The organism is Streptococcus sp. 2342 (genome assembly GCF_013276795.1).
GTDB lineage: Bacteria > Bacillota > Bacilli > Lactobacillales > Streptococcaceae > Streptococcus.
In genome coordinates, this window is the sequence record NZ_VMLR01000003.1 from 300,713 (window position 1) to 322,698 (window position 21,986).

The 21,986-nt window shown below is 40.3% G+C and carries 18 protein-coding genes and 1 pseudogene; all 19 read left to right on the top strand.

The genetic code is table 11. The annotated features are described in order from the left end of the window. Positions 1 to 14 precede the first annotated feature (14 nt). Entirely contained in the window at positions 15 to 1,271 is a 1,257-nt protein-coding gene (locus tag HT689_RS03985; RefSeq protein WP_173225229.1) for a competence/damage-inducible protein A, read from the top strand. A gap of 54 nt (positions 1,272 to 1,325) precedes the next feature. Further along, a complete protein-coding gene (recA, locus tag HT689_RS03990) occupies positions 1,326 to 2,492 on the top strand; it encodes a recombinase RecA (protein WP_173225232.1) in 1,167 nt (388 codons plus the stop codon). Positions 2,493 to 2,607: 115 nt separating this feature from the next. Beyond that, positions 2,608 to 3,978, top strand: a complete 1,371-nt coding sequence (locus tag HT689_RS03995) for an MATE family efflux transporter (protein ID WP_173225235.1) — start codon at positions 2,608 to 2,610, stop codon at positions 3,976 to 3,978. Positions 3,979 to 4,353: 375 nt separating this feature from the next. Then, complete coding sequence (locus tag HT689_RS04000) at positions 4,354 to 5,304, top strand: N-acetylmuramoyl-L-alanine amidase family protein (RefSeq protein WP_173225241.1); 951 nt, start codon at positions 4,354 to 4,356, stop codon at positions 5,302 to 5,304. A gap of 370 nt (positions 5,305 to 5,674) precedes the next feature. After that, a complete protein-coding gene (locus tag HT689_RS09905; protein WP_001056000.1) occupies positions 5,675 to 6,019 on the top strand; it encodes a helix-turn-helix transcriptional regulator in 345 nt (114 codons plus the stop codon). Between the two features lie 12 nt (positions 6,020 to 6,031). Beyond that, entirely contained in the window at positions 6,032 to 6,778 is a 747-nt protein-coding gene (locus HT689_RS04010) for an ImmA/IrrE family metallo-endopeptidase (protein WP_306291438.1), read from the top strand. Continuing rightward, positions 6,771 to 7,193: pseudogene (locus HT689_RS04015) on the top strand (hypothetical protein); the annotation flags it as partial. The gene HT689_RS04010 and the pseudogene HT689_RS04015, both read left to right, overlap by 8 nt. A gap of 765 nt (positions 7,194 to 7,958) precedes the next feature. Further along, positions 7,959 to 8,462 carry a PBECR4 domain-containing protein gene (locus tag HT689_RS04020; protein ID WP_173251833.1) on the top strand — a complete coding sequence of 168 codons (504 nt, stop codon included), beginning with the start codon at positions 7,959 to 7,961 and terminating at the stop codon, positions 8,460 to 8,462. A gap of 796 nt (positions 8,463 to 9,258) precedes the next feature. Continuing rightward, positions 9,259 to 12,078: a DUF1542 domain-containing protein gene (locus tag HT689_RS09715; protein ID WP_240148083.1), complete on the top strand. Its 2,820-nt coding sequence runs from the start codon at positions 9,259 to 9,261 to the stop codon at positions 12,076 to 12,078. 311 nt (positions 12,079 to 12,389) lie between these two features. After that, complete coding sequence (locus HT689_RS04045; protein WP_138699800.1) at positions 12,390 to 12,848, top strand: DUF4231 domain-containing protein; 459 nt, start codon at positions 12,390 to 12,392, stop codon at positions 12,846 to 12,848. A 12-nt stretch (positions 12,849 to 12,860) separates the two neighbouring features. After that, on the top strand, positions 12,861 to 13,469 hold the full coding sequence (locus tag HT689_RS04050) for a hypothetical protein (RefSeq protein WP_173225250.1): 609 nt from the start codon (positions 12,861 to 12,863) through the stop codon (positions 13,467 to 13,469). Next, entirely contained in the window at positions 13,462 to 13,872 is a 411-nt protein-coding gene (locus HT689_RS04055) for a hypothetical protein (protein WP_000595753.1), read from the top strand. Before HT689_RS04050 ends, HT689_RS04055 begins: the two co-directional genes overlap by 8 nt. 10 nt (positions 13,873 to 13,882) lie before the next feature. After that, complete coding sequence (gene ply / locus HT689_RS04060; protein WP_173251347.1) at positions 13,883 to 15,298, top strand: cholesterol-dependent cytolysin pneumolysin; 1,416 nt, start codon at positions 13,883 to 13,885, stop codon at positions 15,296 to 15,298. 670 nt (positions 15,299 to 15,968) lie between these two features. Continuing rightward, the gene (locus HT689_RS04065) at positions 15,969 to 16,685 is read left to right on the top strand and encodes a YebC/PmpR family DNA-binding transcriptional regulator (RefSeq protein WP_000532883.1); all 717 of its coding nucleotides are present in this window, start codon (positions 15,969 to 15,971) and stop codon (positions 16,683 to 16,685) included. 176 nt (positions 16,686 to 16,861) lie between these two features. After that, positions 16,862 to 17,332, top strand: a complete 471-nt coding sequence (locus HT689_RS04070; RefSeq protein ID WP_173226176.1) for a MarR family winged helix-turn-helix transcriptional regulator — start codon at positions 16,862 to 16,864, stop codon at positions 17,330 to 17,332. Further along, positions 17,307 to 19,076, top strand: a complete 1,770-nt coding sequence (locus HT689_RS04075; protein WP_173226178.1) for an ABC transporter ATP-binding protein — start codon at positions 17,307 to 17,309, stop codon at positions 19,074 to 19,076. The genes HT689_RS04070 and HT689_RS04075 overlap by 26 nt, the downstream gene beginning before the upstream one ends. Further along, positions 19,066 to 20,826, top strand: coding sequence for an ABC transporter ATP-binding protein (locus HT689_RS04080; RefSeq protein ID WP_173226180.1), 1,761 nt, complete (start codon positions 19,066 to 19,068; stop codon positions 20,824 to 20,826). Before HT689_RS04075 ends, HT689_RS04080 begins: the two co-directional genes overlap by 11 nt. A 95-nt stretch (positions 20,827 to 20,921) precedes the next feature. Continuing rightward, positions 20,922 to 21,425 carry a phosphatase PAP2 family protein gene (locus HT689_RS04085; RefSeq protein WP_173226182.1) on the top strand — a complete coding sequence of 168 codons (504 nt, stop codon included), beginning with the start codon at positions 20,922 to 20,924 and terminating at the stop codon, positions 21,423 to 21,425. A gap of 113 nt (positions 21,426 to 21,538) precedes the next feature. Beyond that, on the top strand, positions 21,539 to 21,985 hold the full coding sequence (locus tag HT689_RS04090; RefSeq protein WP_033684350.1) for a LytTR family DNA-binding domain-containing protein: 447 nt from the start codon (positions 21,539 to 21,541) through the stop codon (positions 21,983 to 21,985). The last annotated feature ends 1 nt before the right edge of the window (position 21,986 follow it).

Below are 21,986 nucleotides of genomic sequence, written 5' to 3' on the forward strand. Positions count from 1 at the left end.
AGGTAGGAGGAAACATGAAAGCAGAAATCATTGCTGTTGGAACAGAGATTTTGACAGGACAGATTGTCAACACCAATGCCCAGTTTTTATCGGAAAAACTAGCAGAGATTGGGGTAGACGTATATTTTCAGACGGCTGTAGGAGACAATGAAGCTCGTCTCTTGGCTTTGCTTGAGATTGCCAGTCAACGTAGCAGTCTGGTGATTTTGACAGGCGGTTTGGGACCAACTGAGGACGATTTGACCAAACAAACTCTAGCTAAATTTTTAGGGAAAGAATTAGTCTTCGATCCTCAGGCTCAGGAGAAGTTAGATGTCTTTTTCGCCCAGCGACCAGATTATGCCCGAACACCGAATAACGAAAGACAAGCCCAAATTGTAGAAGGAGCGACTCCACTGCCAAACGAAACGGGGCTGGCTGTGGGAGGAATACTAGAAGTAGATGGAGTGACCTACGTTGTCCTTCCAGGTCCACCAAGTGAATTGAAGCCTATGGTTTTAAACCAACTTCTACCTAAGTTGATGACAGGGAGCAAGCTGTATTCCCGAGTTCTTCGTTTCTTTGGAATTGGAGAAAGTCAGCTGGTTACGATTTTGGCTGATTTGATTGATAATCAGACAGATCCGACCTTGGCCCCCTATGCTAAGACAGGAGAAGTCACTCTGCGTCTGTCAACAAAGGCTAGCAGTCAAGAAGAGGCGAATCAAGCGCTGGATATCTTAGAAAACCAAATCTTGAATCGCCAAACTTTTGAAGGCCTTTCTTTACGAGAACTTTGCTATGGTTATGGGGAAGAGTCCAGCTTGGCCAGTATCGTAGTAGGAGAACTGAAAAAGCAAGGAAAAACCATCACGGCTGCAGAGAGCTTGACGGCAGGGCTTTTCCAAGCCAATGTAGCGGATTTTTCAGGAGCTTCAAGCATATTTAAGGGTGGTTTTGTGACCTATAGCTTGGAGGAAAAATCAAAGATGTTGGATATTCCTGCCAAGGATTTGGAAGAGCACGGTGTGGTGTCTGAATTTACAGCTCAGAAGATGGCTGAACAGGCGCGAATCAAAACCCAATCTGATTTTGGAATTAGTTTGACTGGAGTGGCAGGACCAGATAGCCTAGAAGGGCACCCAGCTGGGACAGTCTTCATAGGCTTGGCTCAAGAGCAAGGAACTGAGGTTATCAAGGTGAATATTGGAGGCAGAAGTCGAGCAGATGTACGACATATTGCGGTTATGCATGCCTTTAACCTAGTTCGCAAGGCTTTATTAAGTGACTAACTTTTGATATAATAGTAGATGGGTCTGAGAACCATTAGAATGTAGGAGAATAGAATGGCGAAAAAACCAAAAAAATTAGATGAAATTTCAAAAAAATTCGGGGCAGAACGTGAAAAAGCCTTGAATGACGCTCTTAAATTGATTGAGAAAGACTTTGGTAAGGGTTCAATCATGCGTTTGGGTGAACGTGCGGAGCAAAAGGTGCAAGTGATGAGCTCAGGTTCTTTGGCTCTTGACATTGCCCTTGGTTCAGGTGGTTATCCTAAGGGACGTATCATCGAAATCTATGGGCCAGAGTCATCTGGTAAGACAACGGTTGCCCTTCATGCAGTTGCGCAAGCGCAAAAAGAAGGTGGGATTGCAGCCTTTATTGATGCGGAGCATGCCCTTGACCCAGCTTATGCTGCGGCCCTTGGTGTCAACATTGACGAATTGCTCTTGTCACAACCAGACTCAGGAGAGCAAGGTCTTGAGATTGCAGGAAAATTGATTGATTCAGGTGCAGTTGATCTTGTCGTGGTCGACTCAGTTGCAGCCCTTGTTCCTCGTGCGGAAATTGATGGAGATATCGGAGATAGTCACGTTGGTTTGCAGGCTCGTATGATGAGCCAGGCTATGCGTAAGCTCGGTGCTTCTATCAATAAAACCAAAACAATTGCCATCTTTATCAACCAATTGCGTGAAAAAGTTGGAGTGATGTTTGGAAATCCAGAAACAACACCTGGTGGACGTGCTCTGAAATTCTATGCTTCAGTGCGTTTGGATGTTCGTGGTAATACACAAATTAAGGGAACTGGTGACCAAAAAGAAACCAATGTTGGTAAAGAAACTAAGATTAAGGTTGTAAAAAATAAGGTAGCTCCACCGTTTAAGGAAGCCGTAGTTGAAATTATGTACGGAGAAGGAATTTCTAAGACTGGTGAACTCTTGAAGATTGCAAGTGATTTGGATATCATCAAAAAAGCAGGAGCTTGGTACTCTTACAAGGATGAGAAAATCGGGCAAGGTTCTGAAAATGCTAAGAAATACTTGGCAGATCACCCAGAAGTCTTTGATGAAATTGATAAGCAAGTCCGTTCTAAATTTGGCTTGATTGATGGAGAAGAAGCTTCAGAACAAGATACTGAAAACAAAAAAGATGAAGCAGTTCAAGCAGATTCTGTGAATGAAGAAGTCACCCTTGATCTAGGCGATGAACTTGAAATCGAAATTGAAGAATAAGCTGTTAAAGTAGTGGAGAAAATCCGCTACTTTTTCGATTCCTTATTCTGGTTTTCTGCTCACGCATAGTTTGCTGTTTCTTGTCGCTCCACTAGAAAGCTGATATAATAGCCTTATGAATAAAAAACGAACAGTGGACCTGATTCATGGTTCGATTCTTCCCTCGCTCTTAAGCTTCGCCTTCCCAATCTTGCTATCAAATATTTTTCAACAGCTCTATAACACTGCTGATGTCTTGATTGTTGGACGTTTTCTTGGACAAGACTCCTTGGCTGCAGTAGGGGCGACAACAGCGATTTTTGACCTGATTGTAGGTTTTACTCTTGGTGTTGGAAATGGCATGGGAATTGTCATTGCCCGTTATTATGGAGCTCGGAATTTCACTAAAATCAAGGAAGCAGTAGCAGCCACCTGGATTTTAGGGGCTCTTTTGAGTATTGTAGTGATGTTGCTGGGCTTTCTTGGTTTGTATCCTCTTTTACAGTACCTAGATACTCCTGCAGAAATTCTTCATCAATCTTATCAATATATTTCTATGATTGTGACCTGTGTTGGTGTCAGCTTTGCTTATAATCTTTTTGCAGGCTTGTTGCGGTCTATTGGGGACAGTCTAGCTGCCCTTGGATTTTTGATTTTTTCTGCCTTGGTCAATGTGGTTTTGGATCTCTATTTTATTACGCAACTGCAACTGGGGGTTCAATCTGCGGGCCTTGCCACCATCATTTCGCAGGGCTTATCAGCGGTTCTCTGCTTTTATTATATCCGTAAGAGTGTGCCAGAACTTTTGCCTCAGCGCAAGCATTTCAAATGGGACAAGGCCTTATACGCCGATCTCTTGGAGCAAGGTTTGGCTATGGGCTTGATGAGTTCAATTGTATCTATCGGCAGTGTGATTTTACAGTCTTCTGTTAATACCTTTGGTGCAGTGATTATTAGTGCCCAGACGGCAGCTCGACGTATTATGGCCTTCGCCCTTCTTCCTATGACCGCTATTTCTGCATCAATGACGACCTTTGCTTCTCAGAATCTAGGAGCTAAGCGACCAGACCGCATTGTTCAAGGTCTTCGAATCGGCAGTCGTTTGAGTATGTTCTGGGCAGTTTTTGTTTGTGTCTTCCTCTTTTTTGCCAGTCCAGCCTTGGTTTCCTTCTTGGCTAGTTCGACAGATGGTTACTTGATAGAAAATGGCAGTCTCTACTTGCAAATCAGTTCATCCTTTTATCCCATTTTGAGCCTCTTGTTGATTTATCGCAATTGCTTGCAGGGCTTGGGGCAAAAGATCCTTCCTCTAGTTTCTAGCTTTATTGAACTAATCGGGAAAATCGCTTTTGTGGTTTTGATTATTCCTTGGGCAGGATATAAGGGTGTTATCCTTTGTGAACCTCTTATCTGGGTTGCCATGACCACACAACTGTACTTTTCGCTTTTCCGTCACCCCTTGATAAAAGAAGGCAAGACCATCTTGGCAACAAAAGTGTCATCCTAGCTTGATTTACTGAATAAAATCTATTTCCTTTAGTGAAAATCGAAAAAACTTGAGTTCTCCTCTTTAGTTTGGTCTTGAAAATAGTTTAATAGACTTTTGACTTCTTTTATATGATATAATAAAGTATAGTATTTATGAAAAGGACATATAGAGACTGTAAAAATATACTTTTGAAAAGCTTTTTAGTCTGGGGTGTTATTGTAGATAGAATGCAGATCTTGCCAGTCCTATTTACAGTGTCAAAATAGTGCGTTTTAAAGTTCTACCTACAAGCCTAATCGTGACTAAGATTGTCTTCTTTGCAAGGTATAAATAAAGGAGTTTCTGATTCTGTATTGTAAAAAATGAGTTGTCTTAATCGATAAGGAGTAGAATATGGAAATTGATGTGAGTAAATTAAGAACAGATTTGCCTCAAGTCGGCGTGCAACCATATAGGCAAGTCCATGCCCATTCCACAGGCAACCGTAACTCAACGGTGCAAAATGAGGCTGACTACCATTACAGAAAAGATCCTGAATTGGGCTTCTTTTCACACGTAGTCGGTAATGGTCGTGTTATGCAGGTAGGACCTGTTGATAATGGTGCCTGGGACGTTGGGGGCGGTTGGAATGCAGAAGGTTATGCACAAGTTGAACTGATTGAAAGTCATGAATCAAAAGAAGAGTTTCTGATTGACTATCGCCTCTATATCGAACTCTTGCGCAATCTAGCAGACGAGGCTGGGATACCTAAAACGCTTGATACTGCTGATTTAGCAGGTATCAAGACACACGAATACTGCACCAATAACCAACCCGATAATAACTCAGATCACATTGACCCCTATCCTTATCTTGCCAAATGGGGTATTAGCCGTGAGAAGTTTAAGCAGGATGTTGAAAACGGCTTGACGATTGAAGCAGGATGGCAACAGAACGATACTGGCACCTGGTATGTACACTCAGATGGTTCTTATCCAAAAGATAAGTTTGAGAAAGTAAATGGTACTTGGTATTACTTTGACGGTTCAGGATATATGCTTGCAGACCGTTGGAAGAAGCACATAGACGGCAACTGGTACTGGTTTGATCAGTCAGGCGAAATGGCTACAGGCTGGAAGAAAATCGCTGAGAAGTGGTACTATTTCGATGGAGAAGGTGCTATGAAAACAGGCTGGATCAAATACAAGGAGACTTGGTACTATCTTGATAGTCAAAATGGGGACATGGTTTCCAATGCCTTTGTCAAATCAAATGATGGCTGGTATTACCTTAAAGAAGATGGTACGATAGCAGAAAAACCAGAATTTACAGTCGAGCCTGAAGGCTTGATAACAGTAAAATAATAATGGAATGTCTTTCAAATCAGAACAGCGCATATTATTAGGTCTTGAAAAGCCTTAATAGTATGCGTTTTCTGGTGGAGATATTTACTTCAATTTTTGCTACTATATTAAATAAAAATCAAAAAGCAAACTAGAAAGTTATGCTCAAATAAAATCTAAATTTGACAATGTAAACCGAATCGGATAGCTTTAAGTACTGTTTTGAGGTTGAAGATACGATTTTTGATAGGAACTCATCAAATAGGTTTAATATTATCAATTTTGGATTTTTAAGCAGTATCAATAAATTGCTTCCTTGTTTTGTCATAATTTTTTTATTTAAAAAATTGACTTTATGACAAGAGTGTGCTATTCTTTTTATGAGAGGTGTATGAATATGATAAATGTATGTGATGTTGGAAAAAGAATAAAAGAACTTAGAATATCTTCAAATCTTACTCAAGATAAGATTGCTGAATATTTGTCTTTGAATCAAAGCATGATTGCCAAAATGGAAAAAGGTGAAAGGAATATCACGTCGGATGTTATTGAGAAACTATCTGCTCTATTTTGCTGTACGGTTGAATATCTTTTGTTTGGCGAACAAGCTGAACAACAGTGTGTCATATCGTTTAGAAAAAATAAAATAGTAGACCAAGATCTTAAAGTTTTAGCGAAAATCAATAAAATTGTATTGAATCAATTTGAGATAGATCAGCTATTGGAGACAAAATAAATGATTGATAAAATGGATTTAAGTAATAAAGCTTCAAATCTTAGAAAAAAGTTGGGAGCTGATGGTGAAGCGCCGATAGATATTTTTAAATTGGTACAAAAGATAGAAAATTTGACGCTGGTATTTTATGGACTCGGAAAGAATATTAGCGGAGTCTGTTATAAAGGAACTCAGTCCAGTCTCATTGTAATCAATTCAGACATGTCATTAGGAAGACAAAGATTTTCTTTAGCACATGAACTGTATCATCTTTATTATGATGAGGTGAAGAAGAGTTCAGTCAGTCTTATCTTGATTGGTGAAGGAGATGAAACTGAAAGAAAAGCGGATCAGTTTGCTTCTTATTTTTTAATTTCCCCATCTTCACTGTATAGGATGGTTGAGGAAATCAGAGAAAATGCCAATAGAACTCATCTTGAAGTAGAAGATATTATAAAATTAGGTCAGTTTTATGGTATCAGTCATAAAGCTATGTTATATAGATTGCGGAATGATGGATACCTTGACGCAGAAGAAATTAAAAATATGGATATTAGTGTTATAGAGACAGCTTCAAGATTAGGCTATGATACAAGTTTATATCGTCCTTTGTCAGAAAGTAAAAAGGAAATGGTATTAGGACACTATATTAAATCGACTGAACAACTTTTAGAAAATAACAGAATTTCGCAAGGGAAGTATGAGGAACTGCTACTAGATGCTTTCAGATATGATATTGTATATGGGCTAGATGAAGAGGGGGAGTTGTCGTTTGACTAGTCGTGTATTTATTGATACAGATTGTATTTCAGCATTTTTATGGGTTGGCACTGAACATCTTTTAGAAAAGCTCTATTCGGGTAAAATTGTTATTCCACAAGAGGTGTATGATGAAATCAATATACCTACAATTCCCCATTTAAAATCTAGGATAGACCAGTTGGTAGCTAAGGGTTCAGCTGAGATTGTGAGCATAGACATTGGAACTGAGGAATACGCATTATATAGAGATTTAACAAGAAATCATGATAGTAACAAGGTTATTGGTAAGGGAGAAGCGGCTTCTATTTCCTTAGCGAAAAAGCATAATGGGATATTAGGAAGTAATAACCTAAGAGATGTTCAACCATATGTAGAAGAATTTTCTTTAGAACATATGACAACAGGAGATATACTGGTTGAAGCCTTTAAGGCAAAATTAATTACTGAACAAGAGGGGAATAATATTTGGAATAATATGATTAAAAAAAGAAGGAAACTTGGGGCGGATTCTTTTTCAGACTATCTTCGTGGAAGTGTTCATCAAAATAGACAAAAATAAATTTGGATAAATCGAACTCACTATTCAGTAGGTATATGAGCAATTCGAAGAAGAAAAGTGTCAAATTGAGCCTATAAGAGTAGAGATGACCTACATAGGGGATGAGAGAAAAGTTGTCCTTGAAGTTTTCCTGAACTATCAGTCGCATATCAAACGATATGTGGGGTGATGTGAGAGGGGATAGCGAGTAGTTTTTAGTTGTTTTATCAAAAAACTTGTATTTTATCATACTGAATGATAAAATACAAGAAAAATAGTAGAATAAAGGAAAGCTTTTCTAAAATGTGTATCTCCCCACAGGATTCGTTCTTGTGGGATTTTTTTCGTTAAGGAAAGCGATAAATATTGACTTTTTTAAAGAAAGATGTCATAATTAAGTTGGAAAAAACGTAAAAGTATCACTTTTCTCGTTATCCCGACTCCCAAAACGTCGTTAAACCGCTCGGCAATCCATGGAGACATGGACACATAGTAGTAAGCACGCTATGTGGCTTGGCAGAGCTAAAAACTGTTCCCTTGCGATAAGCCTAATAAGCACAACATAGGGAGTTAGAGAAGCCGACTCTAATCATCCACTTTGGGCAGTAGTGAGAACTGCCCCGTGCTTTTTTTTATTTTGAGAAAATATGGAGTTTGTCGTTGAAATTACTTGATTGTATTTTAGATTATCAAGAGAAATTCGATGGAAAAACATGTCAAGTATCAACGAATTATAAGTATTTAGAGACTTTCGAAGTAGATTTTTGCTTGACTGATTTACATCATTTATTTGGCTTGCACAAAATCACACGAGATTATGCTAGTCAAACAATACCTGCTATTCAAGCTGGTGTTTTTATTTTGGAAGAATATAAAAATAATCCCATGTACAACGATGTTATAGAAAGGATATCTTTGTATAGTTTTATCGGTGATATCTTCTATTCTAAGATAACAAGTTGTTGTATCCTAGCCAAAGATTTATCTAAAAACACTATGAAGTTGGACGTCATATTTTTTGAAGATAGAAACAAAAGATCCGCAATTTTAGGTTTACGAAGAGATAAAAGTGGAGTGTTTAAACCGGTTACTCTACATTTTACAAGCGCTAAGAAATATGCTAAAGTTCGTAAAACAGATGTGAAAGAAATTAAATGGTTATAAAAAAAACTTTTTGCAGGCTTCGGCTTGCGTTTTTTTGTTTGATAAAATTAAAAAAATGTACAAAAATAAGTAGAATTGAAAACAGGAAAAAACACCTCCTTTCGATTCGCCAAGCCTCTTCGCAAGGCAATGAGGGGGCGGAGAGACGCGCTCGTCAACAGAAGTATCTCATTGGAAATGTTGCTCACTTTTTTAGTGAGCTTTTTATTTAAGGAATAGGAATGAAAAGTAAGAAGTTAAAATTATACTCAATGAAAATCTCATCAAACCCGTCAGCGTCGCCTTGCAGTCTGTATTTTACCGACCAAGCTATGATGATGGACTTAAATAGGTGGTTTGGAGCGTCCTAGTGGCTAGGAAATGCTGCTCATAGTCCTTTGCTGAGGCTAGGGTGTTTCAACATTCAACACTCAACTGGTTGATCTAATTGATAGGAAGGGAATTACTATAAAATACTCAGGTTTCCATCATATATTTCGAAATGAGTTTGTAATTAAAATGTAATAATATCGTAAAAATGGTGCAGATGATGTTGTGCATATATAAATGTAGTATAACTCTTGTATCTTTGTTAAAAAATAGGCTGTATCAAAAGGTTTTATACGTCTGTGCATATATATATATATATATATATATAATGTCGCTTTTCTCTTGCATTTTCTGACTCTATACTATCAGCGAGGGGGTTGATTTGTATGTCAGAAGTGTTAGTATAGAGTTGATATATTATCGTCTGTCGGCTTTTTGCGCGCTTTCTAAGCTCAGGGAAGCTCTCAGGCAAGGAAAGGATTCACTTATGTTCAAGAAAAAGAATGATGGTAATGGAGAGAAAATTTTCCGTTATTCAATAAGGAAGTACCACTTTGGTGCTGCCAGCGTTGCCGTTGCGGCGCTGATGTTTTTTGCCAATGGGACAGTACAGGCGCAAACGCCTGATATTTCTCCAGCTACAGAGAGCGAAGTGGCTAGAACCAGTGATGTTATAAGTTCTTCCTCGGATGGGGCTGAGGCTTTAAGCGAAAAAACTTCTGGTAAAAATCCCAACCAGCTAGAGCCTTCTACCCAAGGCAATCAAGAAAGTTCAGATAAAAACAAGTCTCTAGTAAAAGATAGCGAAGAAGGTAAGAAAGAGAATCAAGCAGAGGCAATCAGTATAGTTGTAGATAAGTCGCTTGCCCAATCTGCTCAAACTAGTCTACAAGCTTTACTTGCCAATCTGACTCTGGATTCTATGAAAGAACTCCATGCTCGTGTAGAGGAGAGTCTAGCAAGAGCTAAAGCTATTCTTGATAATCCAAACTCCAGTCAAGAGGAGGTTAATGCCCAGGTTCAAGTCATGAAAGCCTTGACTGAGGAGGTCAACAAGGCTTTGGCTGGTGGACTCACATCCCCAGCTCAGCTTGGGGAAGGAGGGAGCGCGACTACAAGTGAAGTAAGCCCAACTCCCAGACGGGGGCGAGGTCGCAGAGGACAACTAACCCCTCCTGCAATGCTAGCACCAGCAGAAAATCAAGAAACCAAGGAAACGGCGGAGGAAGCTACAGACTACACAAATGGTTCAGGTAGCTATCCTCTATCGGAAAAAATCCATCATCTCCTCCAAGAACTGAAGACCAGCACTGAAAATCCAGAACAAGTCCAAAAACTCAAGGAAGCTTACGATAAACTCAACGAAGCATTGGGACAATCAGAAAATGGGCTTGTCAATCAGGATGTCTTTAATGCTGCACTTGAGGAGTATAAAAAGGCAACTCAATTAAAGAATGGTGGGAGCTTCTCCTCGCATTCTCGAGGTAAGAGAGATACCATATCTTCAAATCTTAGAGTTGGTTTTGGTGTCAGAAGTGGGTCAGGCAGAAATCGTACAGATGTACTTGATGGGAGAGATGCGAAGTATTTTCAAAATAATACCTCTATTTCTGGCTTTAACTTATATTGGCTGGCAGAATCAGATAATTCGCCTATTCGCGAAATCACTGTGAGTGGTTTGGAAGACCTGAATTTGAAAGTTAATTTAGAGAACAAAGGGACTAGGAAAGCGATACTGAGAGCGACTGGGACACCACCAAAAAATATTTTTGGTACTAGACGAATAGTTGTCACCGCAATTGCTGAAAATGGTCACAGGGTACAAAAAGAATTAACACTTAATTTTCATCTTCCTAAAGTTACCTTTGATACGAGTAGTGAAGATTTAAAAGAAAAAGCAAATGAGAAGCCAATAGTTACAGTGAGAATGCCAGGAAATTTACCAAGCTCTCATATTCAATCTGGAACACAGGTAAAAGCTTTTTTAGTTAAAGGTGGTCACGATAGAGATGACTGGTTAAATCCTCGTGCAGAAGGATATGAAGTTGTTGCTGTAACATTAGTTCGAGGTGATGGGACTGCTATCTTTACTCCAGCTGATTATAAAAAAAATAGAATAGGGACAGAATCTTTGAGAGCAATTTTAGCAGTTGTTTATCAAGGAACAGAAAGACCAAAAGATGATTACGTTTCTTCTTTGTCGGACAGAAGTATTCAAGCTACAGATCCGATTGATAGGGATGGGGCGATTCAGGAGTTAGAGCAAGCAGCAACAACTAAGAGGGAATCGTTCGACCGTATTGACCACTTAACAGAGGAAGAGAAAGCTGAGGCAGTTAAGAAAGTCAACGAAGCCCTAAAAGCAGCGAAATCGAATGTTGACGCAGCAAATACGAAAGCTAAAGTAGATGAAGCGAAGGCTGCTGGTATTGGTGAAATCAATAAGGTCACAGCCACAGCAAGCGCCAACAATGGTGGCAACATTAATAACGGTGGCAACACTAACACCGGTGGCAACACTAACAATGGTGGTAACACTAACAATGGTGGTAACACTAATAACGGTGGCAACACTAACACCGATGGCAACACTAACAATGGTGGCAACACTAACGCTGGTGGCAACACCAACAATGGTGGCAACACTAATAACGGTGGCAACACTAATAACGGTGGCAACACTAACACCAGTGTGACACCACCAACCCGTAACCGGAGAAGTGTAACCTTTGCTGGTGGCACTCAATCGAGTCAAGAGAAACAGGTTGATAAATCAGTCTTAAGAGATTTGATTCAAGACTTGGAAACTCGTTTGAAAGACTTGGATGGTATTGATCAATCTGTCATTGACGCTGCGAAGGTCATTCTCGGAGAGGGTCAAGAAGCCCTTAGAAATGCTGACTTGACAGAGGCAGGCTTGAAAGAGATTACTGCTAAGATCAAAGAAGCTCTCGAATCCTTGAAAGGCAAGCAAACGACTAAGGATGAAGAAGAAAGGAAAGAAACAAGCAAAGAGCAAGGTCATCTTCCGTACGGTACGATGATTGGCAGCCTACTCGCCCTTCTTGGTCTCCTTCTCTTCCTCATCGCTCGTCGTAAGAAAGAGTCAGAACTCAAGAAATTGACCAAGGAATTGACTAAGGTTCTGCAAGAAAGCGACCTTACAAGTGTAGATGCCAAAGTTCTCGACCAAGCACGAGAAGCTCTCGCTCAAGCAGTTGCCTTCCTAGCCAATGAGAAAGAGTCTGACCACACAGAAGATGAGTTGATTGAAAAACTCAAAGCTATTCTTGCTCAGTTAAGATAAGCAATGCTTAGATGAGTCGGAAACTAGCTAGAATAGTGATTGATAGAATGTTGGAAAAACTCAATCTGAGGTGAACATTCAGAAAATCTTTCTCTGATAAAACGCATAATATCAAGCTTTTTAAGGCAAGGTATTATGCGTTTTTATCATTTTGAAACTTTTTGTTCCATCCTTTTTGTGATACTTTTCCCTTATTTCATAAACATTTCATATTTGGATTTTATAATAAGCTATAGTCCAGTTTTTACTATACTTTGACATTCAAATATGTTATACTATGATTATCAAAGTAAATGAAAGGGGTTACGAACATGACGCCAGAAGAAATGTACCTGACAGATCGATTGGATGTACAGATAGCTCATTTTTTAAAGAAAAGTGTTCAACATCGTAGACGCTATAAGGTATTAAAAATAACAGAAATTGTGGCAGGTTTCCTGATAGCTGTTTTTTGCGCTATTCCTATGCCAGGTGATCGCTACCGTTTGATTTCGGTTGCCTTGTCCAGTCTAGGCTTGCTGTGTGAGGGGATTCTCAATTTGTATAATGCAAAGGAACACTGGATTTCTTACCAAAAGACTGCGCAACTCCTGGAGAGAGAAAAATTCCTTTATCAATGCCAAACGGAGAAATATGCAGGAAAAACCAAGGCTTTTGCCCTATTTGTCAAGACATGCGAAAGTCTTATCTCAGAGGAAATCAACCAGTGGGAAAGTATCCAGTCAAAAGAAGTGGCAGCTAGTGCAGATGCTCCAGGGAAAAAAGAGTAGGAGGTGAAGGAAATGTTTCAATCCAGCTACCTATTGCCCTTACTCTGGTTAAAAAAAGAATCCAATAAAGAAGAGATGAGCGCGACTCAGTGCCAGATATTTTTCTTTTACTATCAACTATTTGAACTCTTATTTGCTAGAGAAAGCGACTTGAGAGACTTGTGTCTGGGAAGGCAAGGTTTTTATTTCTCGCAGTTAGAGAAAGATTTGCTTTCTGGAGTTTCCCACTTTCTAAAAAACTTGGAGGGAAAAGTAACTCTCAAGGCTAACCAAGAAGTATCAGCTCGCAAAGCTCTTTTTCTAGCCTTGACAACTAGCCAGTCAGATTGGCAATCTTTGGCTCCTGTTTTTGATTTTTATCAGACTATCGGGAGACTTGAACATCCTTCTCTCTTGAGTTCTCAGGACAGACAATATCTGATGTGGATTTACCAGTCAGCTTTGGAGAAGGATTATAGTGTCAAGGTAATTGGCGACAAGCATTTTGTATTGAAGAGACAAGATGCTACTAAATTGACAGCGCGCCAAACTCAAACTTTGGAAATTCTGAGTCAATCAGAAGACTTGGTCAATCCTGTCTATGTTACATTAGGAGAAAAGGGGGTGCTCTTACTTGATTAAGAGAGGAGATGTTGTAGCTCTTTATTTGCCTTTTCCGACTATTAGTAGCGATTTGGCTGTGAAGAATCATATGTATATCTGTATTGACAACAGCATGACTAAAAACAAAGAGTTGATTAAAAATCAGACCTTCAAACCAGCTCTCTTGACCAGACGTTTGGTCAAGAACTTTATGATAGAAGAGCCGGATTTAGCTCGTAATCCTTTTACAAGACCAACTTTGATTGACTTAGATAAGGTATTTATGTTGGATAATACGGTCATTCCGACTTCTTATCTAGCCAGACGGCGACGCAATGTCTCAGAAGAATTATACGAGGAAGTTTTGGATCACTTAGTCCAACCACAGCTGATTTCACTGAACAAGTCTGAGTTTATGCAACTCAATCCAGGAACTTATTAGGAGGTAGAAGATGGCAAATAAAGCAGTAAATGACTTTATACTAGCTATGGATTACGATAAAAAGAAACTCTTGACCCATCAGGGAGAGAGTATTGAAAATCGTTTCATCAAAGAGGGGAATCAGTTACCCGATGAGTTTGTTGTTATCGAAAGAAAGAAGCGGAGCCTGTCGACAAATACAAGTGATATTTCTGTAACAGCTACCAACGACAGTCGCCTCTATCCTGGAGCACTTCTCGTAGTGGATGAGACCTTGTTAGAGAATAATCCCACTCTTCTTGCGGTCGATCGTGCCCCAATGACTTATAGTATTGATTTGCCTGGTTTGGCAAGTAGTGATAGCTTTCTCCAAGTAGAGGATCCCAGCAATTCAAGTGTTCGCGGAGCGGTAAACGATTTGTTGGCCAAGTGGCATCAAGATTATGGTCAGGTCAATAATGTCCCAGCTAGAATGCAGTATGAAAAAATCACGGCTCACAGCATGGAACAACTCAAGGTCAAGTTTGGTTCTGACTTTGAAAAGACAGGGAATTCTCTTGATATTGATTTTAACTCTGTCCATTCGGGCGAAAAGCAGATTCAGATTGTTAATTTTAAGCAGATTTATTATACAGTCAGCGTAGATGCTGTTAAAAATCCAGGAGATGTGTTTCAAGATACTGTAACGGTAGAGGATTTGAGGCAGAGAGGAATTTCTGCAGAGCGTCCTTTGGTCTATATTTCGAGTGTTGCTTACGGGCGTCAGGTCTATCTCAAGTTGGAAACCACGAGTAAGAGTGATGAAGTAGAGGCTGCTTTTGAAGCTTTGATAAAAGGAGTCAAGGTAGCTCCTCAGACAGAGTGGAAACAGATTTTGGACAATACAGAAGTGAAGGCGGTTATTTTAGGGGGCGACCCGAGTTCGGGTGCCCGAGTTGTAACAGGCAAGGTGGATATGGTAGAGGACTTGATTCAAGAAGGCAGTCGCTTTACAGCCGATCATCCAGGTTTGCCGATTTCTTATACAACTTCTTTTTTACGGGACAATGTAGTTGCGACCTTTCAAAACAGTACAGACTATGTTGAGACTAAGGTGACAGCTTACAGAAACGGAGATTTACTCTTGGATCATAGCGGTGCCTATGTTGCCCAATATTACATTACTTGGGATGAATTATCCTATGATAATCAAGGTAAGGAAATCTTGACTCCTAAGGCTTGGGACAGAAATGGCCAGGATTTGACGGCTCACTTTACCACTAGTATTCCTTTAAAAGGGAATGTTCGCAATCTCTCTATCAAAATTAGAGAGTGTACCGGACTTGCCTGGGAATGGTGGCGTACGGTTTATGAAAAAACCGATTTGCCCCTAGTGCGTAAGCGGACGATTTCTATTTGGGGAACGACTCTCTATCCTCAGGTAGAGGATAAGGTAGAAAATGATTAGGGGGGAAGAATGTTTGCGACAAAAAGAGGCGATGATCTCTCTGCGAATATCTGAAAGTTTATCTCTTGCCTAGCGATTTCCATTGGAGCATGCTCGTGATGTTAAAATGAGTCTATCAAACAGGGGCTGTAAGAAAAAGTAAAAAGGGTAGTGAAACTCCTTGCTATACAGGGAATTAGCTACCTTTTACTTGTTTTAGAAGTGCCGTTGTACTAGTCTAACTTCAGTATCATGTGAAATCAAAAAGAGCATAAATTTCTGTTTCAAGAACACATAAATTATGGTTTTGTTTAGAAACTCTTCTATTGATTTCTTAGAATACAATAGTGCCTATAAGAACTGTTGAATTTCAAAGTATTTACTTGAACTATGATATGTCTGGAGTAGACTGTCAACAAAAGGTGCAGTATAATGGTTTTTATCGCTTATATCTACAACCTCAAAACAGTAGCTTGAGCGGACTTTGTCAAACTTGGCTGAGATTTTCTATTTTCAGATAATGGTCTAGTTTGTTTTTTGAATGTTGATAATGATGGAAAGGCAAGGAAATATTGGCAACAAAAGTGCTCTCCTAGCTGTATTTGCTAATAAAATCCGTTTCCTCTAGTGAAAATCGAAAAAACTTGTGTTATAATAAGAAAGATTAAAATGTGAAAAAAGGAGATTCCTAATGGGACGTAAATGGGCCAATATCGTAGCCAAGAAAACGGCTAAAGATGGAGCTAACTCTAAAGTATATGCAAAATTTGGTGTAGAAATCTATGTAGCAGCTAAAAAAGGTGATCCGGATCCAGAATCAAACTCAGCCTTGAAATTCGTTATCGACCGTGCTAAACAAGCCCAAGTGCCAAAACACGTTATCGATAAAGCTTTGGACAAGGCTAAAGGAAACACAGACGAAACCTTTACAGAAGGACGTTACGAAGGTTTTGGACCAAATGGTTCTATGTTGATCGTGGATACTTTGACTTCAAACGTTAACCGTACAGCGGCTAATGTCCGTGCAGCCTTTGGTAAAAACGGCGGAAACATGGGTGCTTCAGGTTCTGTTTCTTACCTCTTTGACAACAAGGGAGTTATCGTATTTGCAGGTGAAGATGCGGACGCAGTCTTTGAGCAGTTGCTCGAAGCGGATGTTGATGTGGACGACGTAGAAGCAGAAGAAGGTACAATCACAGTTTACACAGCTCCAACTGATCTTCATAAGGCTATCGTTGCCCTTCGTGAGTCAGGTGTCGAAGAATTCCAAGTTACTGAATTGGAAATGATTCCTCAGTCAGAAGTGGAATTGTCAGGCGATGACCTTGAAACCTTTGAAAAACTTTACAGTGTCCTTGAAGACGACGAAGACGTACAAAAAATCTACACAAATGTAGACGGGTTCTAATTTAACCTAGAGAACATGATCCTAAGTGAAAAAATCACTTGGGATTTTTTGAATCAAGAAAATAGTTCTCTAGGAAACTTTTTCTTGACATCTCTTTTCAAAGTGGTAAAATAGTTCTCATGAAAACTTATTTAGTTCCTAGGAGAACTAAATGTGATAGTTAGAAAGGAGTTAGTATGGATAAACCGATGTTAGTCTTTAAGCGTTTTGGTCATCAGATTCACCTGATGGTGCAAAAGGAAGCCAAACGTTGTGGTATTGAATTTATGGGTGGGCCTCAAGGTCAGGTTGTGCGTTTTTTGGATAATCGTGAGAAAAACCAAGACTTGGTCTTGATTAAAGATATCGAGCAGGAACTCAATATTACCAAGTCTGTTGCTAGTAATTTGGTCAAGCGTATGGTGCAAAATGGTTTGGTGGAATTGGAGGCGAATCCTAGCGATAAGCGGGCAAAATTTGTTCGTTTGACGGACAAAGCTCGTTCTCAGATGCAGCAGGTTAAGGCCTTTTTTGAACGAATTGACAAGCAGTTGATGGAAGACATTGATGAAGATGAATTACTGATTTTTGAGAAAGTTCTCGGTCAACTACAGGCAAATATCAAGGGAATAGGAGGAGAGAATGAAGAAATTAGCCAAACGAATTAGTAGAAAAGAATGGGGGATGATTTTACTAGCCATTCTATTTACTTGCTTTTCGGTCTATCTAGAGTTGGAAGTGCCGACCTATATCTCGAAAATTACGGATTTGCTAGGTAGTCAAGGAACTAATTTAGATGAGTTGTGGCAGCCGGCAAGCATGATGGTGGGAATGTCCTTTCTTGCCTTCTTGTCCGTAGTTGCAGTTGGATTTTTTGCATCCCGAGTGGCGGCTTCTTATACTAGTAGGTTGAGAAGTGATATTTTTAACCGAGTTTTGGATTACTCGCAGACAGAGATTAAGAAATTCTCTATTCCCAGTCTTTTAACTCGTACCACCAATGACATTACTCAAGTTCAAATGTTGATTACCATGGGCTTGCAAGTGGTAACACGTGGTCCAATTATGGCTATCTGGGCTATTGGGAAGATTTTAGGTCATTCGGAATACTGGCTCTGGGCCGTACTTGTGGCAGTGATTGTCAACGTCCTGATGACGACAGTTTTGATGACGCTAGCCTTTCCAAAACAGTCCTTGATTCAGGGGCTGACAGATAAACTGAACAGTATCACTCGTGAGAGTTTAACAGGTATTCGTGTCGTTCGCGCCTACAATGCTGAAGAATACCAAAATGAAAAATTTGCAGCAGCAAATGATGAATTGACACGCTTGAATTTGTTTGTCAACCGTCTTATGGCTATTTTGAACCCTATCATGATGGGGATTTCAAGTGGTTTGAGTGTGGCTATTTACTGGATTGGGGCCTATGTAATCAACGATGCTGCTCCGACAGCACGTCTGCCTCTCTTTAGTGACATGATTGTTTTCATGTCTTATGCCATGCAGGTTGTCATGGGCTTCCTTCTCATGGGAGCACTCTTCATCGTTCTTCCCCGAACTATGGTCTCTGCTAAGCGGATTAATCAGGTTTTAGATTTGCATTCGTCTATCCAAAACCCTGGTCAAGTGCAGCTGGCTGATGAAAACCTCAAAGGTCAGGTCGAATTTAAGGATGTGACCTTCCGCTATGCGGCAAATTCGGAGGCGGTTATCGAGCATGTTAGCTTTAGAGCAGAAGCTGGTCAAACAGTGGCCTTTATTGGGTCAACAGGTTCTGGTAAATCAACTCTGGTCAATCTGATTCCACGTTTCTATGACGTATCAGCAGGAGAAATTCTGGTGGACGGTGTCAATGTTCAAGACTATGCCTTAGAAGATTTGCGCAACAAGGTTGGTTATATTCCTCAGAAAGCGGTTCTCTTTTCAGGTAATGTCAAGGGCAATCTAGACTTTGGACAGAGTCAAGAAACACCACTTAGTGAGCAATCTATGTGGCAAGCCTTGGAATTGGCCCAGTCTAAGAACTTTATCGAAGACAAGGAAGAGGGCTTAGAGTCAGAAGTGGCCCAAGGAGGAACCAACTTCTCAGGTGGTCAAAGACAGCGTCTGGCAATTGCGCGTGCCTTGGCTCGGAAGCCAGAAATCCTCATCTTTGATGACTCCTTCTCAGCCTTGGACTACAAGACAGACCGTGTCCTACGCCAAGAGCTAGCAGAGAAAACCAAGTCTATGACCAAGCTTATCGTCGCACAGCGTATTTCAACGATTATGGATGCTGATTTGATTTTGGTCTTGGATCAAGGTAAAGTCGTGGGACAAGGCACCCACAAGGAACTTCTAGCTAATAACGAAGTTTACCAAGAAATTGCCTATTCACAACTATCGAAGGAGGAATTGGAACATGGAAAATAAGAAAATGTATCTCTGGAAACAGAGTAAACCCTATCTTGCAGGCCTCCAGTTTGCCCTTCTGATAGCCTTTCTAGCAACAATCGTATCCAATATCATTACTGTATATGGTCCAACCCGCATCAAGGAAATGACTAATATTATTGCCAGTGGTCTGGAAACAAGTGTGGATGTCGTGGCGGTTGCAGCTATTGGTGGTTTTTTAGCCGTGATTTATGTGATTGGACTTCTATCAAATTATTTGCAGGCCTTTCTGTTTACAACAGCCATTCAACGTTTTTCAGAGCGTTTGAGAAGAGCTATTGCAGAGAAAATCAATAGCCTACCATTGGGATATTTTGATGGACATTCTCAAGGAGATACCTTGTCTCGTGTGACCAATGATGTTGACACTGCAGCCCAGTCCCTTAATCAAAGTCTGGGAACAGTTCTTTCATCCACTTTACTGGTCTTAGCAGTCTTGGTAACCATGTTTGGGATGAACTGGATTTTGGCCTTGGTGACGGTTGTGTCAACTCTTGTTGGCTTTGCTTTCGTGTCTGTCTTTATGGGCAAATCCCAGGGCTTCTTTAAGAGTCAGCAACAGGATTTGGCAGCTGTCAATGGCTATGTGGAGGAAGTGTACTCTGGCCATAATGTGGTGACCAGTTACAATGCTATCGAGAGTACGAAAGAAGAGTTTGCGAAATTAAACAATCGTCTGTATGATAGTATCTGGAAATCTCAGTTTATTTCAGGGATTATGATGCCGATTATGATGTTTATTGGGAACTTTAGCTATGCCTTGGTGATTATCGTTGGTGCAGCCTTGGCTTTAAATGGACACATCAGTATCGGGATTATCGTTGCCTTTATGGCCTACGTTCGTATCTTTTCTCAACCTCTTTCACAAATCGCCCAAGGAATTACCAGTCTTCAGCAGGCTAGTGCGGCCATGGGACGTGTCTTTGAATTTCTAGCTGAAGAGGAGATGGAAGATGAATTCTATAAAGCAAGACAATTGAGCGATGTGAAAGGTCAAGTGGTCTTTGATAGAGTTTCCTTTGGTTACACACCAGAGCGAACTATTATCCATGACTTTTCTGCGACCGCTCATGCAGGTCAAAAGATTGCGATTGTCGGACCGACTGGGGCTGGTAAGACAACTATTGTCAATCTTTTGATGAAGTTCTATGAGATTGATAAGGGAAGTATCCGCATCGATGGTGTGGATACCAAAGAGATGAAGCGTTCGGAAGTACACGATGCCTTTTCAATGGTCTTGCAGGACACTTGGCTCTTTGAAGGAACCATTCGCGACAATCTTATCTATAACCAAAAAGGTATCAGTGATGAGCGCGTGATTGAAGCCAGCAAGGCTGTAGGGATTCACCACTTTATTATGACACTACCAGATGGTTACGATACAGTCTTGGATGATACAGTGACCTTGTCTGTCGGGCAAAAACAACTCTTAACTATTGCTCGTGCTTTGTTAAAAGATGCGCCACTCTTGATTTTGGATGAGGCGACTTCTTCTGTTGATACCCGTACAGAGGAATTGATTCAGAAAGCCATGGATCGTTTGATGGAGGGAAGAACTTCCTTTGTCATCGCCCACCGCTTGTCTACCATCCGAAATGCTGATTTGATTCTCGTCATGAAAGATGGCAATATCATCGAGCAAGGAAATCATGATGAGCTGATGGCGCAAGCTGGTTTCTACGCTGACCTCTATAACAGTCAGTTTACAGAAGACGAAGCAGAAGAATAAATCCAAAGAAGGCTTGACGGCCTTCTTTTTCTGCACTATACTAGAAGATAAGTGTTTCCCTGCAAGCAAAATTTGAGTAAGTAATGAGAAAATATATGAAAAATTATCAAGAATGGTATGACCATATTGCTGCTAATATTGAAAATAAGCTCTTTCTTCTGAGCCTGTTAAGAACTTTCAATCGGTTCATGACAGTAGTTATGCCTATAGTTTATCTGACCTTGTTAGCAATTATCTATCTCCAACAAGGACTTGGGAAACAAGTCTTGATCTATGTGTTTATCCCTGCATCAGGTTTTGTGATTTTGTCCTTTCTTCGTAAGAAAATCAATGCTCCTAGGCCTTATGAGGAATGGGATATTAAACCCTTGCTTGACAGAGATAGTCCTGGTCAGTCTATGCCCAGTCGTCATGTCTTTTCAGCAACCATTATCTCCATGGCTTGCTTGCATGCTAGTCTAACTATGGGGATGATTTGTTTGACATTATCAGCCTTCCTCGGTCTAGTGAGAGTCTTAGGGGGAGTGCATTATCCCAAGGATGTAGTAGTTGGTTATATTTGTGGTCTTGCGTGGGGTGTGATTTTCTTTCTATTTTGACCTGTAAGTTAAGGTGGCCATACAACCACTTACGAGTCTAAAGTAACCACTTGCTTTTTTGCTCTTGTTTTCTTATTTTGGCTTTGATATAGTAGAGTTAGAAAGGAGATGGAATGAAGTTACGAATCGAAATTGACAGCAATTTAGAGGAAACTGAAATTATCATCAAGGCAGCGACTTTGACAGATGAGATTGCAGATTTACAGCGGCTCTTGCAAGAGTCCAAGTCTCCTCGGTTGATTTTTTACAAGGGGACGGGCGAATATTATCTGGACTTGTCGGAAATTCTCTTCTTTGAGACGGAAGGCAGCAAGATTTATGCCCATACCCAGAAAGATGCCTACGAGGTTCGGCTTAAACTCTATGAGTTAGAGGCTATCCTTCCTCGTTATTTTAGTCGGGTATCCAAGTCAACGATCGCTAATATTCGGCAAGTTTATTCGGTGGACAAGTCCTTTTCAGGAACGGGCACCATTTCCTTTTATCAGACCCACAAGGAGGTTCATGTGTCACGGCATTACCAATCCCTCCTAAAAGAAAATCTAAGAAACATGAGGTAAT